Here is a 23,764-nt window from a genome sequence, read left to right as displayed (position 1 = left end):
CGAGGCCATCATGAGTGAGGCGCAATCGGGAAAGCTCCGGATCGTGATCGTCGGAGGCGGGGCGGGAGGATTGGAACTCGCGACCCGCCTCGGCGACAAATATGGCCGCAAGGGCAAGCTCGACGTCACGCTGATCGAGCGCAACCGCACGCATGTCTGGAAGCCGAAGCTGCACGAGATCGCGGCCGGCAGCATGGATATCGCTGCCCACGAGGTCGACTATCTCGCGCAATCCTACTGGCACGGGTTTCGTTACCGGATCGGCGAGATGATCGGGATCGACCGGGAGCGGCGTCAGGTGCTGGTGGCGCCCTATCTCGATGGCGAAGGGCGCGAGGTGACGCCGAAGCGGAGCTTCGACTACGATATCCTCGTCATGGCTATTGGCAGCCAGAACAACGATTTTGGCACGCCGGGCGTCGTGGACCACGCGATCAAGCTCGAAACGCAGGTCGATGCCAAGCGGTTCCACGAACGCATGGTCAATGCCTGCATCCGCGCCCATGCCCAATCGTCACCGCTCGGCGAACATCAGTTGAAGGTCGCGATCATCGGCGCCGGTGCGACCGGTGTCGAGCTTGCGGCGGAATTGCACCGGACGACGCGCGAAGTGGTGGCATACGGCCTCGATCAGGTCGATCCGCAGAAGGACATCAGGATCACGCTGATTGAAGCGGCGGATCGGGTGCTTCCCGCATTGCCGGAACGCGTCTCGAAGGAGACGGAGAAACTGCTGCTCAGGCTGGGTGTCAATCTGCTGGTCGGCGCCAAGGTGTCCGTAGTCGGGTCCGACCGCGTCAGCCTGACGGACGGGCGGACCATTCCCGCCGAACTGATCGTCTGGGCCGCGGGCGTCAAGGCGCCCGATTTCCTGAAGGACATTGCCGGGCTCGAAACCAACCGCATCAACCAGCTGGTGGTGCGGCCCACGTTGCAGACCACGCGCGACGACAACATTTTTGCCATCGGCGACTGCTCGGCCTGCTCATGGGGCGAGCGGGGCAATGTGCCGCCGCGTGCACAGGCAGCCCATCAGCAGGCCTCGCATCTCTATTCCCAGATCCCACGGCATCTGCGGGGCGAAGCGCTGAAGGACTACCGCTACAGGGACTTCGGATCCCTGGTCTCGCTCGGCGAGTTCAGCACGGTCGGCTCGATGATGGGGGCACTGGTGGGCGGCAGCCTGGTCTTCGAGGGGCTGTTCGCGCGGATGATGTACCTGTCGCTCTACAAGATGCACGAATACGCCCTGCATGGTCCGGCCAAGGTGGCGCTCGACACACTGGCTCGCCTGATCACCCGGCGGACCGAGCCGCACGTCAAGCTTCATTGATTGCGGTCGCGAAGGAGATGGATGTCGTGTCGGCCGTTGCGCACCCGGCGCCGGCTCGAGCCCGGAGGGGATGCTGATGGACGCTGTGCTCCTTGCGCGTATCCAGTTCGCGGCGAACATCACGTTTCATATTCTATTTCCATCGATCTCGATCGCCCTGGGCTGGGTGCTGCTGTTCTTCCGCCTGAAGCATCTGCGCGCAACCGACCCACAGCAGAAGCTGGACTGGCTTCGCGCCTATCGGCTGTGGACCAAGGTATTCGCCCTGACATTTGCGCTCGGGGTCGTCAGTGGCGTCACCATGAGCTTCCAGTTCGGCACCAACTGGCCGGGCTATATGGAGCGGGTCGGCAATATCGCAGGCCCGTTGCTGAGCTATGAGGTGCTGACCGCTTTTTTTCTCGAGGCGGGCTTTCTTGGCGTGATGCTGTTCGGCCACCGCCGCGTCGGCGAAGCAATTCACCTTGGGGCGACCTTTCTGGTGGCGCTGGGCACTCTGATGAGTGCGTTCTGGATCCTCGCCCTCAATTCCTGGATGCAGACACCGGCGGGATACGAAATTGTCGACGGCCAGTTCCATGCACGGAATTGGCTGGAGATCGTTTTCAATCCGTCCTTTCCCTATCGTTTCGTCCACATGGTGCTTGCGTCGTCGCTGACGTGCGCGTTCCTGCTGATCGGGATCAGCGCCTGGCAGCTCCTCAAGGGCGTCGCGACGGCGAGCGCCTCGCGGGTGCTGCGAACCGGGCTCGTGTTCGCGGCCCTGGCCGCGCCGGCGCAGATGGTGGCGGGCGATTTTCACGGGCTCAATACGCTCAAGTATCAGCCGCAGAAAATCGCGGCGGTTGAAGGCATCTGGGAAACCACGCGCGGCGCGCCGCTGCTTCTGTTCGCGATTCCCGACGATGCGACCCGGTCGAACCATTTCGAACTGGCCGTGCCGAAACTCGCGAGCCTTATCCTCCGTCACGATCCTGACGGGGAGCTCAAGGGGTTGAACGAGTTTCCATCGGCGCATCCGCCGGTGCTGCCGCTGTTCTGGTCGTTCCGGATCATGGTGGGAACGGGCATCCTGATGTTGCTCGTCAGCTGGGTCGGCCTCTGGAGGCATTGGCGCGACGGTTGGGAGTTTTCCCTGATGCCGCGGCCATTTCTCAAGTTATTCGCGGGAATGACCTTTGCCGGATGGGTGGCAACCATCGCCGGATGGTACGTCACGGAGATTGGACGGCAACCGTTCATCGTGTCAGGCCTGATCCGAACGAGCGAGGTCGCCTCGCGCGTTCCATCGGCGAGCATCGCGCTGACCCTGGTCATCTACGTGACCCTCTATGTGGGCTTGCTGGTGGCCTATGTCGGCGTGCTGAAATATATGTCGGAGAAGCCGGAAAAGCGTCCGGCGGCGGTCACGTCGGAGGACCTTGCACAGGATCCGCTTCGCTATCAGAGCCGCGGAGAGTTCGCATGATGTCGATGTCCTTCGACGAGCTTCTGCCACTGATCTTCATCGGACTGATGGGCGTATCGCTGCTCGTCTATGTCGTGAGCGACGGCTACGATCTCGGGGTCGGCATGCTGATGCATCGGGCGACGCCGGACGAGCGGGATACCATGGTCGCCTCGATCGGCCCGTTTTGGGATGCGAATGAGACCTGGCTCGTCCTCGGCGTCGGCCTTCTCCTCGTCGCCTTCCCAAAGGCGCATGGACTGGTCCTGTCGGAATTGTACCTGCCGACCGCGTTCATGCTGGTCGGCCTGATCCTGCGCGGTGCAGCTTTCGATTTCCGGGTCAAGGCCAAGGCCGACCGGAAGGCGATGTGGGATCGCATGTTCATCGCCGGGTCGATGCTGGCGTCGGTATGCCAGGGCTGGATGCTCGGCCGCTACATCAGCGGGTTCGGCGAAGGCTGGAATTATCCGATCTTCGCCGGCGCAATCGCGATTGCGTTGCCGATGGCCTATGCACTGCTCGGCGCGACGTGGCTTGTGATGAAGACGCATGGCGAGCTGCAGGAGAAGGCGATCGAGTGGAGCAAGATCGCCTTCGCACCCATGGTTCTCGGTCTGATCCTGATCTCGATGGCAACGCCGTGGATCAGCGAGACGGTCCGCATCAGGTGGTTCACCCTGCCGGCGATGATCGCGGTGGCCTCGATCCCGATCACGTCCAGCGTTGCGCTGCTGACGGTCCGCCTTCTGCTGGGTGCACCGGCCGTGCGCGGCGCGCTTTGCTGGCTGCCTTTCGCGCTATTGGTGCTCGTGTTCCTCCTGAGCTTCCTTGGTCTCAGCTATAGCATCTACCCCTATGTCGTGATCGACCGGCTCACGGTCTGGCAGGCCGCCAGCAGTCCGGAGTCGCTCCGAGTCATACTGATCGGGGTCTGCGTGACGCTGCCGGTCATCATCGCCTACACCGGATTTTCCTATCGCGTATTCCGGGGCAAGACCATAGAGTTAGACTATGCGTGAGTGGCCTGCCGCAATTGCCGGCGCTCCCGGGTTTGTGCTGGTTAACAAGATGGCGGAGCTCTCATCCCTGGTGAACGTCAAGGAGCCTGCCAAGGTTGGTTCGGTGGCGCCTGCTTCCGCGCGTTGGTTCATTCGCGGTGCATTTGCCCTTGCGTTGGTCGCCGCCGCGGCGTGGCTCGGATATGCGGTCATGTTCCGCCGGGGACTGGACCATCTGCACGCCGCGGCCCAGCAGCGGCTGGCCGTCGAGGCTGCCAGACTCGACGGCCATCTTTCGAGATTTGAGTATCTCCCGTCTCTCCTGGAGACGTCCCCCGGCGTGTTCCGGCTGCTGGAGGCGCCCGGCGATCCCGCGTTGCAGCAAGCCGTCAGCCTCTATCTGAAATCGATCAACCTGCTGGCGGGGGCCGACAACCTCTACGTCCTCGGTGTCACCGGCGCGACGCTGGCCGCGGCCGATTTCGACCAGCCCGGAACACCCTTCGGCGAAAACCTGTCGTATCGTCCCTATGTGAGCGAAGCGCTTGCGAGCGGTCGCGGTGCATTCTTCGGTGTCGGTATCACCACCGCGCGCGCCGGTTATTATCTGTCCTATGCCCTGAAGGACAGCGGGACGACCAAGGGGATCGCGACCGTCAAGGTCAATCTGGATTCGTTCGAGCGGGCGTGGCGCAACATCGACAACGACATTCTACTGGTCGACGAGCGCAAGGTCACGATACTCGCCTCTCGCGACGAGTGGCGCTATCGCCCGATGGAGCCGCTGTCGGTTCAAACGCGCGATGACATCGCGCGATCCAAGCCCTACGGAAACCACGATCTTGCGCCGCTCGGATGGACCTTCGTCGCCCAGTCCGAGAACGGCACGGCACGGATCACCGCGGAGAACGGCACCGCCTATACCGTCAGCGAGCTTCCGATCAACCGCGGGCTGTGGAAACTCGTGCTTCTCGACGACGAGGCGCCCATACGGCAGACTGCGCTTGTCATCGGGGTCATATCGGGATTAGCCGCCCTCGTCGCGCTGCTCGCGCTTGGACTTGTGGAGCAACGCCGCAGAGAGATCAAGCAGCGGTTGGCGAGCCAGGCCGCGTTGCAGGCGGCGAACGACATGCTCGAAACCAGGGTGCAGGAGCGCACAGCCGAATTGCGCGCTACGCAGGATGAACTCGTCCATGCCGGCAAGCTGGCCGCGCTCGGCCAGATGTCGGCGGGCATCGTTCATGAACTGAACCAGCCGTTGGCAGCCTTGCAGACCGCCGCCGACAATGCCGTTTTGCTGGTCGACCGCGGATCAATCGGAGATGCCCGTGGAAATCTCACCCGCATTGGCGAGCTGGTGCGGCGGCTCGGACGCCTGACCGGCCAGTTGCGGGTGTTCGCATACAAGTCGAGCAGCCCGCTTGGCGCGGTTTCCGTTGAGCAGGCCGTGGCTGAATCGCTCAAAATACTGTCCGGGCGAGTCAAGGAGGGCGGGGTTGCCGTCGCGACGGACATTGACGCAAAACTCTGCGTCATCGCCGATCAGACGCGGCTCGAGCAGCTGTTGTGCAACATCGTGGCGAATGCGCTGGATGCGGTGGAGAATGTCGAGCCGAAGTCGATCCTGATCCGGGCGGGCAGGGAGGAGGCGCAGAGCGCGCGCTGCCGCATTGCGATCAGCAACAGCGGGCCCGCGATCGCCCCCGAGGTCCTGCAGCGCATGTTCGAGCCGTTCGTGACGACCAAGCCCGCGGGCAAGGGGCTTGGGCTGGGCCTGATGCTGTCCAACCACATTGCACGCTCGTTCGGTGGCGAGCTGCATGCGCGAAACCTGGCGCCGAGCGGCGCCGAATTTGTTGTGACCCTTCCATTGGCTGAGATTACAGAGGCGGCTCCCGCATGGGCGATGACCAATCGATCGGCGTGATCTATGTCGAGGATGATGACGACGTCCGGATCGGCGGGGTCCAGGCGCTCGAGCTTGCGGGATTTTCCGTTTCGGGCTTTGCCTCGGTCGAGACCGCCCACAGCTCCGTGCGCGCCGACATGCCCTTTGTCGTGGTCTGCGACGTGCGCCTGCGCGGGCGCAGCGGCCTCGATTGGCTGTCTGATCTGCGTCGGCTGGATCAGGATCTGCCGGTGATCCTGATCACCGGTCACGGCGATATTTCGATGGCCGTGCAGGCAATGCGGACCGGCGCCTATGACTTCATCGAGAAACCCTGCTCCTCGGAGCAGCTGATCTCGGTGGTGCGCCGGGCGGCGGAGAAGCGGCGGCTGACGCTCGAGGTGCGATCGTTGCGATCCGCCTTGGCGGACCGCCAGGGAATCGAGGCCAGCCTGCTCGGTCGGTCGCCGCAGATCCAGGAGGTGCGCCGGTTGGTCTCCACCTTGGCTGCGACCAATGTCGACGTCACGATCTATGGTGAGACCGGGACGGGCAAGGATGTGGTGGCGCGCTGCCTGCACAATCATAGCGGCCGCCGCGGCGGCAACTACGTTGCGGTGAACTGCGGCGGCCTGCCGGAATCGCTGGTCGAGAGCGAGCTGTTCGGCCACGAGGTCGGCGCATTCACCGGCGCCACGCGTCAGCGGATCGGAAAGATCGAATACGCCAGCGGCGGAACGCTGTTCCTCGACGAGATCGAAAGCATGCCGCTCAGCGTGCAGGTCAAGTTGCTAAGGTCGCTGCAGGATCGCTCGATCGAGCGCGTCGGCACCAACAAGCCGATCGCTGTAGATTGCCGTGTCGTGGCCGCGAGCAAGGTGAATCTGCTGGAGCTCAGCGAAAAGCGGCTGTTTCGTGCCGATCTTTACTATCGCCTCGGCGTCGCTTTCATCGAGCTGCCGCCGCTGCGCGAACGGCGGGAGGACATCCCGCTGCTGTTCGAGCACTTCACTCTGGATGCCGCCAGGCGTTTCGAGCGCGATGCCCCGATCCTGGACGACCCGACCATGTCTCACCTCCTGGCCTATTCGTGGCCGGGCAACGTGCGCGAGCTTCGCAACGTCGCCGACCGTTTCGTGCTCGGTGTCCTCGACGGCAAGTCGATCAACAAGTCGGGCTTCGGCGCGTCCGATATGTCATTGCCGCGGCAACTGGAGAACATCGAGCGATCGATCATCGAGGATGCGCTGCGGCGCAGGCAAGGCGATGTCCAGGCAACGGCTGCCCTTCTGAGCATTCCGAAGCAGACGCTGTACGACAAGATCAAGCGCCTCTGCGTCAATGTCGACGGAATCAGGGAGGGCGCGACCGTCCGCTCCGGATCCTGAGACCGCGGCGGATGAGACGGCAAGCTCTCGGTGCAAGCGGGGGCAAAGGGCGCCAGGCAGAAGCGGCCCGAAAACCGGACGTCAACGAACCAATCAATCTTGCCAAGCGAGGAACGCCATGAATCGGCCATTCAACATGCCTGACGAATTTGTCGAGGGCTTCATGAAGGCGGGTGAAAGCCTGTGGCGCTCGCTCGGATGGGCGCCAAAGGGCGATCGTAACGGGGCCGATCCCGGCCCGGCTCTGAATTCGTCAGGCCTCGCTCAATTGCAGGCGGACCACATGATGCGGCTGTACAAGCTCACCGAGCATGTCCTCAAATCGGCCGCCGGCGTCCAGAGCGAAGCAGGCATCGAGCCCGCGCGCGGCGATCGCAGGTTCAACGCGACGGAATGGCGGGACAATGCCACCTATAGCCTGCTCAAGCAATGCTATCTACTCAATGCGCGCTATTGCGTCGACTTCGTCGAAGCACTCGATCTCGACGAGAAGGAAAAGCATCGGCTGCGCTTCTTCACGCGCCAGCTGGTCGAGGCGATGAGCCCGACTAATTTTCTCGCCACCAATCCTGACGTCATAAAGCTTGCGACGGACAGCGAGGGGCAGAGCCTCAAGGCGGGCTTGGACAATCTCATGGCCGATCTCGGCCGAGGCAGCCTGACGATCACGGACGAGGAGGCGTTCGAGGTCGGAAAAGACGTCGCCGCATCCAGGGGCGCGGTCGTGTTCGAGAACGAGCTGTTTCAGCTCATTCAGTATGAACCCGCGACCGAGCAGGTGACGGCCAGGCCGCTGCTGATCGTGCCGCCATGCATCAACAAGTTTTACATCCTCGACCTGCAACCGGCCAACTCCTTCGTCCGCTTTGCGGTCGAGCACGGCCTGACCGTCTTTATGGTCTCCTGGCGCAATCCGGATGCCTCGTGCGGGCACTTTGGCTGGGACGATTACGTCGGGCAGGGCGCCATGCGCGCCATCGAGGTGACCCGCTCGATCTCGGGTGCCGACAAGATCAATGTGGTCGGCTGGTGCGTCGGAGGAACCATTCTGTCATCTGCGCTGGCGATCCTGCGGACGCGCGGCGACGAGTCGGTCGCCAGTGTGACGTTGCTGACCACGATGCTCGACTTCCGTGAACCGGGGGATCTCGGCGTGTTCGTAGACGAGGAGGGTGTGCGGCAGCGCGAGCAGGCCATCGGCAACGGCGGCATTTACCGCGGCTCGGAGCTCGGGTTCGTCTTCCAAACCCTGCGTTCCAAGGAACTGATTTGGCCGAACGTGATCAACAACTATCTGAAGGGAAAATCGCCTGAGCGTTTCGATCTTCTGTTCTGGAATGCCGACGTGACCAACCTGCCGGGGCCGATGTATTGCTGGTACATCAGGAACATGTATCTGGAGAACAGACTTCGGGAGCCGAACCGGTTGACGATGTGCGGCACGTCCGTCGATCTGGGGCGAGTCGACCTGCCTGCCTATGTCTTGGCGACCGTTGAAGATCACATCGTGCCGTGGCGATCGGCCTATCGCACCACGGGCCTGTTCAGTGGCAACACCCGCTTCGTGCTCGGAGCGAGTGGGCACATTGCCGGCGTGATCAACCCTGCGTCGAAGAACAAGCGAAGCTATTGGCTGTCGGACAAGCGATGCGAAGACCCGGCGGCGTGGCTTGCGAGCGCTGACGAAAAGCCAGGCAGTTGGTGGAATGATTGGATCGCGTGGCTCAAGCCGTGGGCTGAAGATCAGGTGCCCGCCCGGACGCAACTCGGCAGCAACCTCTATCCTCCGGGGGAAGTGGCACCAGGCCGATATGTGAAAGCGAAGGCAAACTGACTTCGCTGAACGGTCATGGAACGATTGGAAGATTTCGGAAGAGCTGGCAGTTCGAGCAATCGCTGAGCGAGGCGACCTCATCATTAGAAGCGATGATGGATTGCTCTTCGTACCGTTTGGCGACATCGATACGTTGTTGAGGGCTGCCACAGAAAAGTGCGAGCGAAGCGCTTTGACTGCACATGCACACCTCGGCCTCCGTCTGACGTGTGCATTGAGAATCCGAAGAAGCGATTTCTGCTTCCAATTCATGCAAATATCGTCCTAGAAGAGCCAAGTTACGGAAGCCTCGTCAAATGAGAATTCTCAGTCGGTCCAATTGCACAAAGGGCTGATCGAAGTTAAAATACCTCAATAAGATGAATAGCTTGGAACGAAAATTCGCCGTAGCCCCCATGATGGATTGGAGCGACCGGCACTGCCGGGTGTTCCACCGCCACCTGACGCGGCGGGCGCTGCTCTACACGGAGATGGTGACGACGGGCGCCGTCATTCATGGCGACCGGGAGCGGCTGCTTGGGTTCGACGTGAGCGAACATCCCGTGGCGCTTCAGCTTGGCGGCTCGGATCCGCGCGAGCTGGCGCAGGCTGCGCGGATCGGCGAGGCGTTCGGCTATGACGAGATCAATCTCAATGTCGGCTGCCCGTCGGACCGCGTGAAGGATGGCCGCTTTGGCGCCTGCCTGATGGCGGAGCCGCAACTCGTGGCGCGGTGCGTCGATGCGATGAAGCGGGCTGTCGCGGTTCCCGTCACGGTGAAGTGCCGTATCGGCATCGACGACCAGGATCCGGAAGTGGCCCTTGATGCGCTTGCGCGCGCGGTGGTCGCCTCCGGCTGCGACGCACTGATCGTGCATGCCCGCAAGGCCTGGCTCAACGGGTTGTCTCCGAAGGAGAACCGCGACATCCCGCCGCTCGACTATGAGCGCGTCTATCGGCTCAAGCGTGCGATGCCTGACGTGCCTGTCATCATCAACGGCGGCATTCGAGGCCTCGACGAAGCGAGAGCGCATCTCGAGCATGTCGACGGCGTGATGCTCGGCCGCGCCGCCTATCAGGACCCGTGGCGGCTGCTCGGCGTCGATCAGGAGATCTTCGGCGAGGCGAGCCCGCACGCGACCGTGCAGGACGCGCTGGAGGCGATGATGCCCTATATCGAGCAGCAGCTTGCGCGCGGCACGCGGCTGCACGCGATCACGCGGCATTTCGTCGGCGCATTCCATGCCGTGCCCGGCGCGCGGGCCTTCCGCCGCCATCTGGCCGAGCAGGGGGTTAAGGCGGGCGCCGGCCTCGAGGTGCTGCGCGATGCGATCGCGTGCGTCGGTGCGCGTGCGCCGGCCGAGGCGGCGTAAGGCGGCTAATCCATCGCCGTGCGCGAGCGGCGATGACTGCTCTGAAGCTCGGGATAGCCGGTCAGCATCAGCTTGTCGGCGCGCACCCCCCAGCTCTCCAGGCGGTCGAGGAAGCTCATGCCGAGCAAATTGGTCTTCATCTGCCCGCGCTGGACGACGAGGGCCGGCACCGATTTCTCGACGAGATGGCCGACGGAGAGACGGTCGAGGGTGAGGCGGGCTGCCTTGGTATGTCCGCCCGCGGTTTCGAGGTCGACATCGTATTCGAGCATCTCGAGCGGCAGCCCGATGGCTTTCGCGGTTTCCCAGGTCAGCACCACCGACGTCGCGCCGGTATCGATCACCATCGGTGCGGCGATGCCGTTGATCTTCGCGCGCAGCGCGAATTCGCCGCCCTGGCCGCGTGGAATCTGCACGGCGGGAGCGGGCGTTGCCGTCTGCGCGCGAAAAATGTGGGAGACCTTGTGGCTGGCGCGCGCGATCTGCTCGGGGTCGCCATAGGCGACGACCGCGCCTGCCGTGCCTGCAAGCATGACGAGAACGAGCAGGAAGCGGATCATCGCGCGCCTCCGCAGGCGAGCAGGCCGGTCAGGTGCGTTTCGGCGATGCCGCGATCGGCGCCAGTCCAGCTTCCGTCATGCGTGCCGGCAACAGCGCCATGACCGCGAGCCGGTCCGCGCTTTCCATGGCGTGCCAGCGCGCGATCTCGGGCAAGGTCCGGCCGCAGCCGAAGCACAGCTTGGTCCTGGGATCGATCATGCAGACGGCGACGCACGGCGTTTCTTTGCTCATTCGGACATAGTGGGGGATTGTCGGGCATGTCTGCAAGCATCTGGTTAGGAGCCTGTACCTGCGCTCATGATCGGCTTGTGGCGCGGCCGGCGCTTCTCCTCGGGCAGTACGGAACTCTCCGGCTGGAGCGGCGGGGAATCATCCGACAGCGGCGCCAGCGCGCTCATCACGCGCTCCGGCGGGAAGGTGACGATCACCTCGGTGCCGATGCGCAGCTTCGATTTCAGCGTGAACGTGCCGCCATGCAGGTCGATCAGATTCTTGGCGATCGGCAGGCCGAGACCGGCGCCCTGTTCGGCGGACTTGATCGAGTTGGAGCCCTGGCCGAACGAGGCGAGCACGACCGGGATCTCGTCCTCGGGAATGCCGGAGCCGGAATCCCGCACCGAGAGATATTGTCCGCCCGAGGCGGTCCAGCCGGCCTTGAGCCAGATCTCGCCGCCTTGCGGAGTGAACTTGATCGAGTTGGAGAGCAGGTTGAGCACGACCTGGCGGATCGCGCGCTCGTCGGCCCACAGCCGCGGCATGGCCTGCTCGAACACTTCGTGGATGGTGATGCCACGGCTGGAGGCGCGCAGCTTCATCAGGTGATGGCAGTCGGCGACGATGCCGACCAGCGACACCGCTTCTTCGTTGAGCTCGTAGCGGCCGGCCTCGATCCGCGACAAGTCGAGGATCTCGTTGATGAGGTTGAGCAGGTGCACGCCGGAATTATGGATGTCCGCCGAGTACTCCTTGTACACCGGTATCGCATGCGCGCCAAAGATCTCGCTCTTCATCACCTCGGAGAAGCCGAGGATGGCATTCAGCGGCGTGCGCAGCTCGTGACTCATCTGCGCGAGGAAGCGCGACTTGGCGACGTTGGCGGATTCGGCGCGGTGGCGCGCCTCGTCCGAGATCGCCTTGGCCTGTTCGAGCTCGCCGATCAGCGCGTCCTTCTCGGCGCGCGCTTCCAGCGTGGCGAAGGTGGAGGAGTGCAGGCGGTGCGCCAGCAGCACGAAATAGCCTTCGGCGGCGAGCGCGAGCGCGGCCAGGATGTAATTGTCCAGCGAGCCGGTCATCACGAAGCTCAGCGCCATGGCGACCGCGACCGGCGCGGTGGCGGCAAGGGCTGCGATCGGCAGATTGGCGGCGAGCATGCTCGACACTGCGATCACCAGCAGCATCAGGAACATCATCAGCGATTCCGTGACCATGTCGAGCACGGGATGGATCAGGATCGCCATCCAGCACAGGCCATAGAGCAGGTCGAGCACGACGAAGCGCGTCCGCCAGGCGCGCGTCGCCGCGGGCGAGGCGGGCTCGGTCAGGAAGCGCCGGCAACTGCGGGTCATGGCGCTGTGGATGCAGAGCATGCCGGCGGTCCAGGCCGCGGCCGGGATCGGCTGCATCCACAGGCCGAACAGCACGCCGGTCGCGACCACCAGCAGCATCACGACATAGGAAGCCGACAGCCGCGTCTGGGCGTATTGGCGCAGCATCTCGGCGTCGAAGGCCGGCCGGGTTCCACTGGTCGACGTTAACTTGTCCCGCGCCTCGCGCACCCGCTGCGCCGCAGCCCTTCGGCTGCTCGCCGATGGAGCGCTCACCGGCTCGGCCGGAAGCTCCACAACCTCAGGCTTTTCAGCGGGGTTACTCATCAAGCAACACGATTCCTGCCCACGCCGGACGCGGGCCTTCTGCATTGTCTATCTCTGGCAAGAAATCCTTAAGAGGTGACTTAAGGAGCTAAAGAATTGCGTTAACCCGGCGTTAATTTTGAATCTCGCCTGCGCCGTCAATGCAGCGCTGCGTACTGGGCGATGTAGACCATCGCGCCCGCCAGATACCCCACCAGGGCGGGGCCTGCGATGCGGCGGGCGTACCAGAAGAACTCGATCTTCTCGAGTCCCATGGCGGCAACGCCCGCGGCCGAGCCGATGATCAGGATCGAGCCGCCGGTGCCGGCGCAATAGGCGATGAACTCCCAGATGAAGCTGTCGGGCGGATGTTGCACCAGATTGTACATGCCCATCGTGGCCGCGACGAGCGGCACGTTGTCGATGATGGCACTCAACAGGCCGAGCAGGATGACGATGACGTCGAGACGCCCGACCGTGGCGTCGAGCCATTTCGCCAACAGTTCCAGCACGCGAGCATGCTCCAGGCATGCGACGGCCATGAGGATGCCGACGAAGAACACGATGGAACTCATGTCGATGCGCGTCAGCGCATGGACGAGGGTGAGGGGACGGCGCGCATCCTCGTCCTTGTGGCGGTGAACGACCTCGCCGACCAGCCAGAGGATGCCAAGCCCGAAAAGAATACCCATGAAAGGCGCAAGGTGCGTCACGGCCTTGAAGACCGGAACGGCGACCAGGGTGCCAAGGCCGAGATAGAACATCAAGTTGCGCTCGAACACCTCGACCCTGAGGGCCCGTGCTTGGCCTTGCAGCGGAGGGACGATCTCCTTCCCCTTGAGCGAATAGCCGATGACGAGCAGCGGTATCAGCAGGTTGAGCAGTGAGGGCAGGAACACCGATTTCATGATGCTGAGGGGAGTGATCTGCCCTCCGATCCAGAGCATCGTGGTCGTGACGTCGCCGATCACGGTCCAGGCGCCGCCGGCATTGGCCGCGATGACGATGATCGAGGCGAACAGCAGGCGATCGCTCCTGTTGCCGATCAGCTTCTGGATCAACGAGATCATCACGATGGTGGTGGTGAGATTGTCGAGGATCGCGCTCAGGAAGAACGTCACGAAGCCGATGATCCACATCAGCGTGGTCTGCTTCGTGGTGCGGATGATCGAGGTGATGACCTCGAAGCCATTGTGGGCGTCGATCACCTCGACGATCGTCATGGCACCGATCAGGAAGAAGACGATCTGCGCGGTCGAGGCGACGGATTCGTCGAGCTGGTGGTTGACGAGCGAGGCGTCGCCGACGGACAGCGCGTAGATCGTCCAGAGCAGGCCCGCTCCCAGGAGAGCCGAAGCGCTCTTGTTGACGCCGAGCGGGTGTTCGAGCGCGATGGCCGCATACGCAACGATGAAGACGACGGCTATCACGCTCAGCAAGTCAGTCCCCGCGGTGTTCGTTCTTCGGCTCGATGCGCTTGCAAGACCTCGACGCGGCGCCGCGTCAAGGCCGGGGGGACGGTCGCAGCTGCCCGGCAGCGACCGTCGATGCGCTCCTCAGCGCTGCAGGCGCGCGAGCAGGCTGGACGTATCCCAGCGCTTGCCGCCCATCTTCTCGACCTCGGAATAGAACTGATCGACCAGCGCGGTGACCGGCAGGTTGGCGCCGTTGCGGCGGGCTTCAGCCAGCGAGATCGAGAGGTCCTTGCGCATCCATTCGACCGCGAAGCCGAAATCGTACTTGTCCTCGTTCATGGTCTTGTAGCGATTCTCCATCTGCCAGGACTGCGCCGCGCCCTTGGAGATGGTCTCGATCACTGCGGCGACGTCGAGGCCGCTCTTCTTGGCGAAGTGGATACCCTCGGAGAGACCCTGCACCAGACCGGCGATGCAGATCTGGTTGACCATCTTCGTGAGCTGGCCGCTTCCGGCGGGCCCGAGCAGTTTGCACATCCGCGCATAGGCGCCCGTGATGATCGGCTCGGCGCCGGCATAGGCGTCCTGCGCGCCGCCGCACATCACCGTCAGCACGCCGTTCTCGGCGCCGGCCTGGCCGCCGGAGACCGGCGCGTCGATGAACCTGAAGCCGGCCTTGGTCGCGGCCGCGTCCAGCTCACGCGCGACTTCGGCGGAGGCGGTGGTATGGTCGACGAAGGTCGCACCCTTCTTCATGCCGGCGAACGCGCCGTCGGGGCCGATCGTGACCGCGCGCAGATCGTTGTCGTTGCCGACGCAGCACATCACGAAATCCTGGCCTTCAGCGGCGGCCTTCGGGGTCGGTGCGGTCTTGCCGCCGAACTTGTCCGCCCATTCCTTCGCCTTGGCCGCGGTGCGGTTGTAGACGGTGACCTCATGGCCCCCTTTTTTCACGAGGTGTCCGGCCATGGGGTAGCCCATGACGCCGAGACCGAGGAAAGCGACTTTAGCCATGTGTGGTACCTTGTCCGTAGCTTGAGTTTTACGGTTGCAGCCGGGCGAGGGCGCCAGGGCGGCGTCCTCCAAGTTCCGCCGCGAGGGCGGATCGGAGGCGCACCATAAACCGTTAAGCCGGGAGGGCAACGGCTTCGTTTGGCGGCCCCCTGTGCTAGGATGGCGGACCTAAGGACTTCAAAAAAGGGAGCAAAAGCATGGGCGGCGTGAGCGTTGGCGTCCTCGATCATTTCAACATCCGGACCCGGAATCTGGCCGAGACCGTCCGCTTCTACGAGGATGTGCTCGGCCTGGAAAAAGGCGCCCGGCCGAATTTCGCCTTCCCCGGCGCCTGGATGTACAGCGAGGGCAAGGCGGTGGTGCATCTCGTCGATATTTCTGCGACCGCCGAGCCACAAAAGCCGGATTCCGGCGTTGTCCATCATGTCGCCTTCGTCAGTCGCGGCTTTGACGGCATGAAGCGGCGGCTGGCGTCCAAGGACATGAAGTTCGAGTCCCGCCAGGTGCCCGGCGGCGACCTCTGGCAGATCTTCGTCAACGATCCCAACGGGGTCATGATCGAGCTGAATTACGAGGCCACCAGGGAGCAGGGGGCGGCGCCCGCCGAGAAGGCCGACGATATCGGCAGGCAGTAGCCTTTTGGGCGTTTCCGCTCTAATGGGGCATCCTAGAGTCTCGAGCATGACCTTGCCGGAAAGCCGCGCCACGCCTTGCGCTGGCGCCGTCCTCCGGCTCCGGATCATGCTCCGTTCAGGAGATGCGCTTTGAGCGTGACGCAGCAACAGGTTCTCGACAGCCTCGCCAGGATCAAATCTCCCCGCGGGGTCGCGCTCACCAATGCCAACGTGCTGAGCGCGATCAGCGCGTCCGACGGCAAGGTGTTCTTCTCGATCAATGTCGATGCCGCCGAGGCGAGGGCCTGGGAGCCAATCCGGGCCGAAGCCGAGGCCGCTGTGCGCACCATTCCCGGCGTCACCACCGTCATGGTGGCGCTGACCGCCGAGCGCAAGCCGGGCTCCGCGCCGCCGCCGCCCCCGCAACCCAGCCGCGGCACGCCCGGCGTGCAACCGGTCCATGCCCACAAGCCGCCGCAGGGCGGCGGGTCGCCGATGGCGCGGCAGTCGGAAATTCCCGGCGTTGCCGCCGTGATCGCGGTCGCCTCCGGCAAGGGCGGCGTCGGCAAGTCGACCACCGCGCTGAACCTGGCGCTGGGCCTGCGCGACCTCGGCCTCAAGGTCGGGCTGCTCGATGCCGACATCTACGGCCCCTCGGTGCCGCGGCTGACCGGCCTGCACGACAAGCCGGAGCTGAACGACGAGCGAAAAATGATTCCGCTTCGGCGCTTCGGTCTGGCCATCATGTCGATCGGCTTCCTGGTCGAGGAAGAGACCGCGATGATCTGGCGCGGTCCCATGGTGATGTCGGCGGTGACGCAGATGCTGCGCGACGTCGAATGGGGCAAGCTCGACGTGCTGGTCGTCGACATGCCGCCGGGCACCGGCGATGCCCAGCTCACGCTGGCGCAGAACGTGCCGCTGAAGGGCGCCGTGATCGTCTCGACCCCGCAGGATCTGTCCCTGATCGATGCGCGACGGGGGCTTGCCATGTTCAAGAAGGTCAACGTGCCCGTGCTCGGCATCGTCGAGAACATGAGCTACTTCCAATGCCCGCATTGCGGCACGCGGTCGGACATTTTCGGCCATGGCGGGGCGCGGCACGAGGCGGAGAAGCTCGAAGTCCCCTTCCTCGGCGAGATCCCGCTGCACATGGCGATTCGTGCTACCTCGGATGCCGGCAATCCCGTCGTCGACAGCGGGCCGGACGGTCCTCATGCGGCGATCTACCGCGCCATTGCAGGGCAGGTCCGCGACCAGCTCAAGGGCGTCATCGCGGCGGCCTGAGCCGGCCGCTCGGGGCACGCCTTCCTCGTCCTTTTGGGGGGCATGCGACTTTCGTAGAGCCCCGTCATGCCATTGTCGCGTTCCGCAAGCGGGGCTTCCGTGGTAAAGGCCCACGGCAGTCAAGCCCCTTCGGTTCGACGCGGCCCTAACGCGTCGCCGGAATGAGCGGCGGCAAGAAGAGAAGTTAAGGGGAAACGCCCCAGCAAGGAGAGACCTGAAGATGAAGCGTCGTGATTTTCTGAAAGTGTCGGCAGCAGGCGCGGCGGCAACCGCGGTAGCCTCGCCGGCGATCGCGCAGTCCTCGCCCGAGGTGAAGTGGCGCTTGACTTCGAGCTTCCCGAAGTCGCTCGATACCATCTATGGCGGTGCCGAGCAGGTGGCGAAGTACGTCGCCGAGATGACCGACAACAAATTCCAGATCCAGGTGTTCGCGGGCGGTGAAATCGTCCCGGCCCTCCAGGCGCTCGATGCGACCTCCAACGGCACCGTCGAGATGTGCCACACCGTCTCGTACTACTATGTCGGCAAGGACCCGACCTTCGCGATCTACGCTTCGGTGCCGTTCGGCCTCAATGCGCGCCAGCAGAACTCCTGGTGGTACCAGGGCGGCGGCATGGAGCTCGGCAACGAGTTCTTCAAGAAGTCGAACGTGATCGGCTTCCCCTGCGGCAACACCGGCACCCAGATGGGCGGCTGGTTCCGCAAGGAGATCAAGACCGTTGCCGACCTCTCCGGCCTCAAGATGCGCATCGGCGGCATCGCCGGCCAGGTGCTTCAGAAGGTCGGCGTGGTGCCGCAGCAGCTCGCCGGCGGCGACATCTATCCGGCGCTCGAAAAGGGCACCATCGACGCCGCCGAGTGGGTCGGCCCCTACGATGACGAGAAGCTCGGCTTCGCCAAGGTCGCCAAGTACTACTACTATCCGGGCTTCTGGGAAGGCGGTCCGACCGTCCACGCCTTCGCCAACCTGGAGAAGTGGAATGCGCTGCCGAAGAACTACCAGGCGATCCTCACCAACGCGATGACCAATGCCAACACCTGGATGGCCGCGCGCTACGACATGCAGAACCCGGCGGCGCTGAAGCGTCTGGTTGCCGGCGGCACCCAGCTTCGTCCCTTCACCAACGAGGTGCTGGAAGCCTGCCTCAAGGCGACCAACGAGCTGTGGGCGGAGATCTCGGCCAAGAACCCCGACTTCAAGAAGTCGATCGACGCCATGCAGGCCTACCGCTCCGACGAATATCTGTGGTGGCAGGTTGCCGAATATACCTACGACAGCTTCATGATCCGCTCGCGCACGCGCGGCTGATCGCCTAGACCTAAAGTCGCAAGACCGGAAAGCCCGGCCTCCAGTGGAGGCCGGGCTTTTTCTTTGCCGCAGTGCGATCGGGATGGAATTAGGCGGCGGCTTGCGTCATGGTGGTGCAAAGCCTCGGCAAGAAGGCCCACAATCACTGGTACATCAGGGCAGGAAATCATGAAGAGAAGAGACTTCATCAAGGTCACAGGACTCGGTGCGGCCGGCGCCGCCACGCTCGCGGCTCCCGCGATCGCGCAGTCGATGCCGGAAATCAAATGGCGCATGCCGACGAGCTGGCCGAAATCGCTCGACACGCTGTTTGGTGGCGCCGAGATGATGTGCAAGATGGTCGCCGAGGCGACCGACAACAAATTCCAGATCCAGATCTTCGCGGCCGGCGAGATCGTGCCGGGCCTCCAGGTGCTCGACGCCGTTCAGAACGGCACCTGCGAAATCGGCCACACCGCGTCCTACTATTATTTCGGCAAGGATCCGACCTTCACCTTCGGCTCGGCCGTGCCGTTCGGCCCCAACATGCGCATCAACCAGGCCTGGTACATGCAGGGCGGCGGGCGCGACGTGCTCAACGAATTCTACAAGAGCTACAACGTCGTCTCATTGCTCGCGGGCAACACCGGCTGCCAGATGGGCGGCTGGTTCAGGAAAGAGGTCAACGCACCCGACGATCTCAAGGGCATGAAATTCCGCATCGGCGGCTTTGCCGGCCGCGTGCTCCAGAAGCTCGGCGTGGTGCCGCAGCAACTCGCCGGCGGCGACATCTATCCCGCGCTGGAAAAGGGCACCATCGATGCCGCCGAATGGGTCGGCCCCTATGACGACGAAAAGCTCGGCTTCTACAAGATCGCGCCGCACTACTACTATCCCGGCTGGTGGGAGGGTGGGCCGATGCTGCTGGCCTTCGTCAACCTCGACAAGTGGAACGCGCTGCCGAAATATTACCAGAGCGTGCTGGAGCAGGCCGGCCACTACGCCAACAACTACATGATGGCGCGCTACGACACCGCCAATCCGCTGGCGCTGAAGAAGCTGCTCGCGGGCGGCGCCAAGCTGCACGCCTTCTCGCCGTCGATCATGGATGCCTGCCACAAGGCCGCCAAGGAGCTGCATGCCGAAGTCGGCGCGACCAACGCCAATTTCAAGAAGGTGCACGACTCCCTCGCCAAGTTCACGAGCGACGGCTACGCTTGGTTCCAGGTCGCCGAGGTCGGCTACGACATCTTCATGGCGCGGCGCTCGCAGAGCTGATCGCGTCACGCCGCCGAATGCAGCGCCCCGGAGCGGAAGCTTCGGGGCGTTTCTTGTGCGTCCTGCTTCTTTGAAACCAGGAGTACTTGACTTGTCGGGCAAAGCAGAATGTTAGGATCCAATGATCCGGAATATGGTTCGTCGGCAGCTGTTTGGACGTGACGATGAGTTTCGATCCCGAGGCCGTTCAAAGCGCGCTGCTCAAGGCGTGGTCGCGGTCGACCGCGAGCCAATGGACGGCGGACAATCCGGCCGCAGGACAATGCAACGTCACGTCGCTGCTCGTTCATGAACTCTTCGGCGGCGACCTGCTGAAGACGCCACTGCCGGCCGGCGACCATTTTTACAATCGGATCGAAGGCAAGAGGTACGACTTCACGGCGAGCCAGTTCGACCGGCCGATCGCTTATGCGGACTTGCCTGCAGATGGGGCCGACGCGTTGCTGGGAGCAACGAACGATCAATTAGCCGAACTAAGGGCAGCATTTCAGCAGAGCCATACCAAGTCAGGCTAGCGCCATCAGGCAGAAGGCGAATGCGAGTGCGAGTGTGAATCTGACAATGTGCATGCGTTGCCCGCCGTTGAGATTTGCGGAAGGTGTTTGTTCGGAGCGGATCCATCCATAAGGTGGTTCTTCGCTGCGCTCTCTCCATCCCTGCATGCTGAAGCGCCATTGCTTACACAAACCTGACAAGCGTGGCCTTCTTTGATGCCTGCTCATCAGCGGTGCGCCGGGAGAGACCATCGCGTCCGGAGGCGCGAGATTTCGTGTCATTCAACGCCCACGCGATGCGTAGTTTTTCGGTGTTCCTTTTACGGAACGGTCGAGTTATCGGAATCCGGCAATCGGGCTGAAGCCGCGGCGTGTCATCACGCCGGTCGCGCTTCACGGTACGGTATACCGGACTCAACCAGTCCCGACGGGAATGCAGCATTCACCGAACACGGCGGCTCTCGATCGTTGATCGAGATGCCAGGGCCGCCGTTTCCCGTGGGACTTCTCAAATGAGACTGGCAATTGAAATTCTACAACTCCTGGTCCAATCGGCCGACAGCTGGCTTTTTGAAGGGAGCCTTGCGGGGCTGAGCGATCGGGAATGGATGGCCTTGCGCTTTCTCGCCCGCGCAAACAGGTTCTCGCGGACGCCCACGGCTCTCGCCAGCTTTCTGGGCACGACCCGCAGCGTCGCATCGCAGATCGCCGCCGTGCTCGAGAGCAAGGGGTTGATGGTTCGTAAGCCATCTGCAGAAGACAAGCGCTCGATTGCGCTCTGCATCACGAGCGAAGGCGAGAAGTTCCTCGAGCGCGATCCAATTAACGTCCTTCGAGATCAGCTCGTGACACTTGAGCTCCCCGATCGATCTCAGCTGCGCGATACGCTTCGCCGCGTCCTCGATGGGCTCGATGTTGCCAAGCGCCGTCACAACGCCGACGTCTGCGGCAGGTGCATGTTCCTGATCGAGAGCGGAGAGGGGAAGGATCGTCACTTCAAGTGCCGGCTGTTCCGGAAATCCATAGCTCCAAGGGACACGACCCTGCTTTGCGCCTATTTCGAGGGACGAGGCTAGGCGGCACTCGTGCCCGTGAGGATTGCTGCCGCGCACCGCATCCTCATCCCGAGGGCCCGCCAACGGCGGGCGTCTCGAAGGATGGCCATAGGGAAGTCGCTTCCAAATGCGATTGGCCTGCGCCTCTTGGGGGGTACACCTGGTCGGCTTACACAAACCTGACAGACGACTGGTTCGGCCGGACGCTTTTTCGCTGGCCGAGGCGTCCGGAATGATGGAAGACAGCGAAGATGCCGCGCGAGGCGTGCGGTGACCTGAGTATCCGGCAGATATGCGATGCGCCTTCTGATCGTCGAGGACAATGCCGAGCTGTCGCGCCTCGTCGCTGGCGGGCTGGCGGCGGCTGGCTATCAGAGCGACATCGTCGGCAGCGCGGCCGAGGCGCGCGAGGCGGTGAGCAGCGTCAGCTATGCCGCGATGATCCTCGATCTCGGGCTGCCCGACGGCGACGGCCTGTCGGTGCTGCGCGAGTTGCGCATCAAGATGGAACCGCTCCCCGTGCTGGTGCTGACCGCCCGCGGCGGTCTGCAGGACCGCGTCAGCGGCCTGCGCAGCGGCGCCGACGACTATCTCGCCAAGCCGTTCGCGATGGAGGAACTGGTGGCGCGGCTGGAGGCGATCCTGCGCCGGCCGGGCCAGCTGCTCGGCCGCTCGCTCAGTCTCGCCAACCTCGTCTACGACACCGAGAGCCGCCAGATCTTCGTCGACGACCAGCCGCGGATCATCTCCGCGCGCGAGACCTCGGTGCTGGAGATTTTGCTGCGCCGGCAGGGGCGGGTGGTGCCGAAGAAGAACGTCGAGGATCACATCTTCGGGCTCGACGGCGAGGTCGCCTCCAACGCGGTCGAGGTCTATGTTTCGCGGCTGCGCAAGCAGCTCGCTGAACACGGCGCCAAGGTCGTGATCCATACCATCCGCGGCGTCGGCTATCTCATGGACGTGGAGAAATAGCGTGACCCAGCTCGGATCCAACGTCGGATCCTATGCCGGGTCCTATGGCAGGTCTCCGACGTTCAAATCGCTGATCTGGCGCATCGTGTTCCTGCACATCCTGGCGGTCGCGGTGGTCGCGATCTTCCTGCCGCTGGTGCTGTTCTGGCTGCTCAATTCCGAGATCGACCAGCTGCATCGCGATGCCATGCGCGCCCAGGCCGAGGTGCTGGCGGAGCGCATCGTTGTTCAGCCGGGCGGATTGCTGACGTTCAATCTGCCCGACAGTCTCAAGGGTCTCTATTCGGAAGCGTATGGCCGCTATCAGTACGACATTCGCGATGCCGATGGCCGGCTGCTGTTCTCCTCCCATCGGCGCTCCGCCGCCACCGCTGCACCGCGCTCGTCGGAGAGCATTTCCGGCGCCGCCGTCACCCGCGACATCGACGGCAAGACGGTGCGCATCCAGGTTGCCGAGGACCTCGCGCACCGGGACGTCATCATCGACGACATCGTGTCGAATTTCTTCCGGCGCGTGGGATGGATCACCATCCCGATCCTGCTGGTCCTGCTCGCCACCGACATCATCATCTTCCGCCGCGCGATCGCGCCGCTGTGGAAGGCCTCCGAGGAGGCCAGCAATATCGGTCCGGCGCGCACCGACATCCGCCTGCCGACGGAGCAGATCCCGCGCGAGATATTGCCGCTCGTCACCGCCGTCAACCAGGCGCTCGACCGCCTCGAAGGCGGCTTTCGGGTACAGCGGCAGTTCACCGCGGATGCCGCGCATCAATTGCGCACGCCGCTCGCGATCCTGCGCACGCGGATCGAGACGCTCGACGATCGGGCGGCACGGCATGCGCTGCATGCCGACATCGAAACCATGAGCCGCCTCGTCGCCCAGCTTCTGGAGATCGCCGAGCTCGACACCCTGGTGCTCGATCCCGGCGAGACAGCGGATTTGCGCGCCGTCTGCGCCGAAGTGGTCGCCTCGATCGCCCCGTTCGCGATCGCGCAGCACAAGGACATTGCGCTCCGGGGGACCGATGCGCCGGTCAGGATCCACGGCAATGCGGAGATGCTGCAGCGCGCGGTCTTCAACCTGGCGGAAAATGCCATCAAGTTCACGGCAAAAGACACGACCGTTGACGTCGAGGTGCGCGAGGACGGTTCGGTGCGCGTGCGCGATAGCGGCCCGGGGATTGCGGAGGCCGAGCGTGAGCTGATCTTCCAGCGCTTCTGGCGCGCCGACCGCCGGCGCAGCGACGGCGCGGGACTAGGGCTTTCCATCGTGCGGGCGGTGGCGGACGATCACGCCGCGACGATTGCGGTGGAGAATCTTCCGGGGGGTGGGGCCGAGTTCACGCTGCGGTTTCGGCTGGCGGACAGCAACACCGAGTTACCCTCTCCCCTTGTGGGAGAGGGGGTCTCGCCGCGATAGCAGCGAGACGGGTGAGGGGTCTCTCTCCGCTAGTCTCACCCTCAATTGAATGCGCGGAGAGAGACCCCTCATCCGGCGCGAACTGCGTTCGCGCCACCTTCTCCCGCAAGAAGGCGGGGTAATCGCATATGGCGCATTGAGAGACCTGAGCGCGCGCCTCGTCCTTCGAGACGACCGCTTCGCGGTCCCTCGGGATGAGGCTAAGCAGCATCGGTGCTCGTTGAAGCGAGTGCCGAACGTCCGGTCCTCATCCTGAGGGCCCGCCAACGG

At 63.7% G+C, this 23,764-nt stretch carries 20 protein-coding genes; 15 read left to right on the top strand and 5 right to left on the bottom strand.

Annotated features, from left to right (window positions below; genetic code table 11):
* The first annotated feature begins 10 nt into the window (after positions 1-10).
* The 7 genes from XI03_RS38720 (at position 11) to dusA (ending at position 10,246) form a co-directional block, all read left to right on the top strand.
* Positions 11-1,333: an NAD(P)/FAD-dependent oxidoreductase gene (locus XI03_RS38720; protein ID WP_271595062.1), complete on the top strand. Its 1,323-nt coding sequence runs from the start codon at positions 11-13 to the stop codon at positions 1,331-1,333.
* Between the two features lie 76 nt (positions 1,334-1,409).
* Positions 1,410-2,801, top strand: coding sequence for a cytochrome ubiquinol oxidase subunit I (locus XI03_RS38715; protein WP_333936898.1), 1,392 nt, complete (start codon positions 1,410-1,412; stop codon positions 2,799-2,801).
* Positions 2,798-3,802 (top strand): cytochrome d ubiquinol oxidase subunit II, encoded by a 1,005-nt coding sequence (locus XI03_RS38710; protein WP_271595060.1) that lies wholly within the window; start codon positions 2,798-2,800, stop codon positions 3,800-3,802. The genes XI03_RS38715 and XI03_RS38710 overlap by 4 nt, the downstream gene beginning before the upstream one ends.
* The gene (locus XI03_RS38705) at positions 3,795-5,711 is read left to right on the top strand and encodes a sensor histidine kinase (RefSeq protein WP_271595059.1); all 1,917 of its coding nucleotides are present in this window, start codon (positions 3,795-3,797) and stop codon (positions 5,709-5,711) included. Before XI03_RS38710 ends, XI03_RS38705 begins: the two co-directional genes overlap by 8 nt.
* Entirely contained in the window at positions 5,684-7,060 is a 1,377-nt protein-coding gene (locus XI03_RS38700; RefSeq protein ID WP_038946247.1) for a sigma-54-dependent transcriptional regulator, read from the top strand. The genes XI03_RS38705 and XI03_RS38700 overlap by 28 nt, the downstream gene beginning before the upstream one ends.
* Before the next feature lie 118 nt (positions 7,061-7,178).
* Complete coding sequence (locus tag XI03_RS38695) at positions 7,179-8,894, top strand: PHA/PHB synthase family protein (protein ID WP_271595058.1); 1,716 nt, start codon at positions 7,179-7,181, stop codon at positions 8,892-8,894.
* A 359-nt stretch (positions 8,895-9,253) separates the two neighbouring features.
* Positions 9,254-10,246, top strand: a complete 993-nt coding sequence (gene dusA / locus XI03_RS38690; RefSeq protein ID WP_271595057.1) for a tRNA dihydrouridine(20/20a) synthase DusA — start codon at positions 9,254-9,256, stop codon at positions 10,244-10,246.
* A 5-nt stretch (positions 10,247-10,251) separates the two neighbouring features.
* Here dusA and XI03_RS38685 read toward each other — a convergent pair whose 3' ends face one another.
* The 5 genes from XI03_RS38685 to XI03_RS38665 form a co-directional block, all read right to left on the bottom strand.
* Positions 10,252-10,806: a TIGR02281 family clan AA aspartic protease gene (locus tag XI03_RS38685; protein ID WP_028145315.1), complete on the bottom strand. Its 555-nt coding sequence runs from the start codon at positions 10,804-10,806 to the stop codon at positions 10,252-10,254.
* Positions 10,807-10,834: 28 nt separating this feature from the next.
* A complete protein-coding gene (locus tag XI03_RS38680; RefSeq protein WP_026202286.1) occupies positions 10,835-11,038 on the bottom strand; it encodes a DUF1289 domain-containing protein in 204 nt (67 codons plus the stop codon).
* Positions 11,039-11,082: 44 nt separating this feature from the next.
* Positions 11,083-12,678, bottom strand: coding sequence for a sensor histidine kinase (locus tag XI03_RS38675; RefSeq protein ID WP_271595056.1), 1,596 nt, complete (start codon positions 12,676-12,678; stop codon positions 11,083-11,085).
* 137 nt (positions 12,679-12,815) lie between these two features.
* Positions 12,816-14,096, bottom strand: coding sequence for a sodium:proton antiporter NhaD (nhaD, locus tag XI03_RS38670; RefSeq protein WP_271595055.1), 1,281 nt, complete (start codon positions 14,094-14,096; stop codon positions 12,816-12,818).
* 117 nt (positions 14,097-14,213) lie between these two features.
* Positions 14,214-15,086: an NAD(P)-dependent oxidoreductase gene (locus XI03_RS38665; RefSeq protein WP_028145312.1), complete on the bottom strand. Its 873-nt coding sequence runs from the start codon at positions 15,084-15,086 to the stop codon at positions 14,214-14,216.
* 197 nt (positions 15,087-15,283) lie between these two features.
* Here XI03_RS38665 and XI03_RS38660 point away from each other — a divergent pair, with 197 nt between their 5' ends.
* From XI03_RS38660 to XI03_RS38625, 8 genes are all read left to right on the top strand, one after another.
* A complete protein-coding gene (locus XI03_RS38660) occupies positions 15,284-15,721 on the top strand; it encodes a VOC family protein (protein ID WP_271595054.1) in 438 nt (145 codons plus the stop codon).
* 129 nt (positions 15,722-15,850) lie between these two features.
* On the top strand, positions 15,851-16,987 hold the full coding sequence (locus XI03_RS38655; protein ID WP_271595053.1) for an Mrp/NBP35 family ATP-binding protein: 1,137 nt from the start codon (positions 15,851-15,853) through the stop codon (positions 16,985-16,987).
* Positions 16,988-17,207: 220 nt separating this feature from the next.
* Positions 17,208-18,296: a TRAP transporter substrate-binding protein gene (locus XI03_RS38650; protein ID WP_028145309.1), complete on the top strand. Its 1,089-nt coding sequence runs from the start codon at positions 17,208-17,210 to the stop codon at positions 18,294-18,296.
* 168 nt (positions 18,297-18,464) lie between these two features.
* Positions 18,465-19,553: a TRAP transporter substrate-binding protein gene (locus tag XI03_RS38645; protein ID WP_028145308.1), complete on the top strand. Its 1,089-nt coding sequence runs from the start codon at positions 18,465-18,467 to the stop codon at positions 19,551-19,553.
* A 164-nt stretch (positions 19,554-19,717) separates the two neighbouring features.
* Complete coding sequence (locus tag XI03_RS38640) at positions 19,718-20,068, top strand: YunG family protein (protein WP_028145307.1); 351 nt, start codon at positions 19,718-19,720, stop codon at positions 20,066-20,068.
* Between the two features lie 491 nt (positions 20,069-20,559).
* Positions 20,560-21,123 (top strand): MarR family winged helix-turn-helix transcriptional regulator, encoded by a 564-nt coding sequence (locus XI03_RS38635; protein ID WP_212477073.1) that lies wholly within the window; start codon positions 20,560-20,562, stop codon positions 21,121-21,123.
* 276 nt (positions 21,124-21,399) lie between these two features.
* A complete protein-coding gene (locus XI03_RS38630) occupies positions 21,400-22,074 on the top strand; it encodes a response regulator (protein WP_018319980.1) in 675 nt (224 codons plus the stop codon).
* 1 nt (position 22,075) lies between these two features.
* On the top strand, positions 22,076-23,494 hold the full coding sequence (locus XI03_RS38625) for a sensor histidine kinase (RefSeq protein ID WP_271595052.1): 1,419 nt from the start codon (positions 22,076-22,078) through the stop codon (positions 23,492-23,494).
* Positions 23,495-23,764: the final 270 nt, after the last annotated feature.

This window comes from Bradyrhizobium sp. CCBAU 65884 (assembly GCF_028128835.1).
Classification (GTDB): domain Bacteria; phylum Pseudomonadota; class Alphaproteobacteria; order Rhizobiales; family Xanthobacteraceae; genus Bradyrhizobium; species Bradyrhizobium ottawaense.
This window is presented reverse-complemented; position numbering and strand designations above follow the sequence as displayed.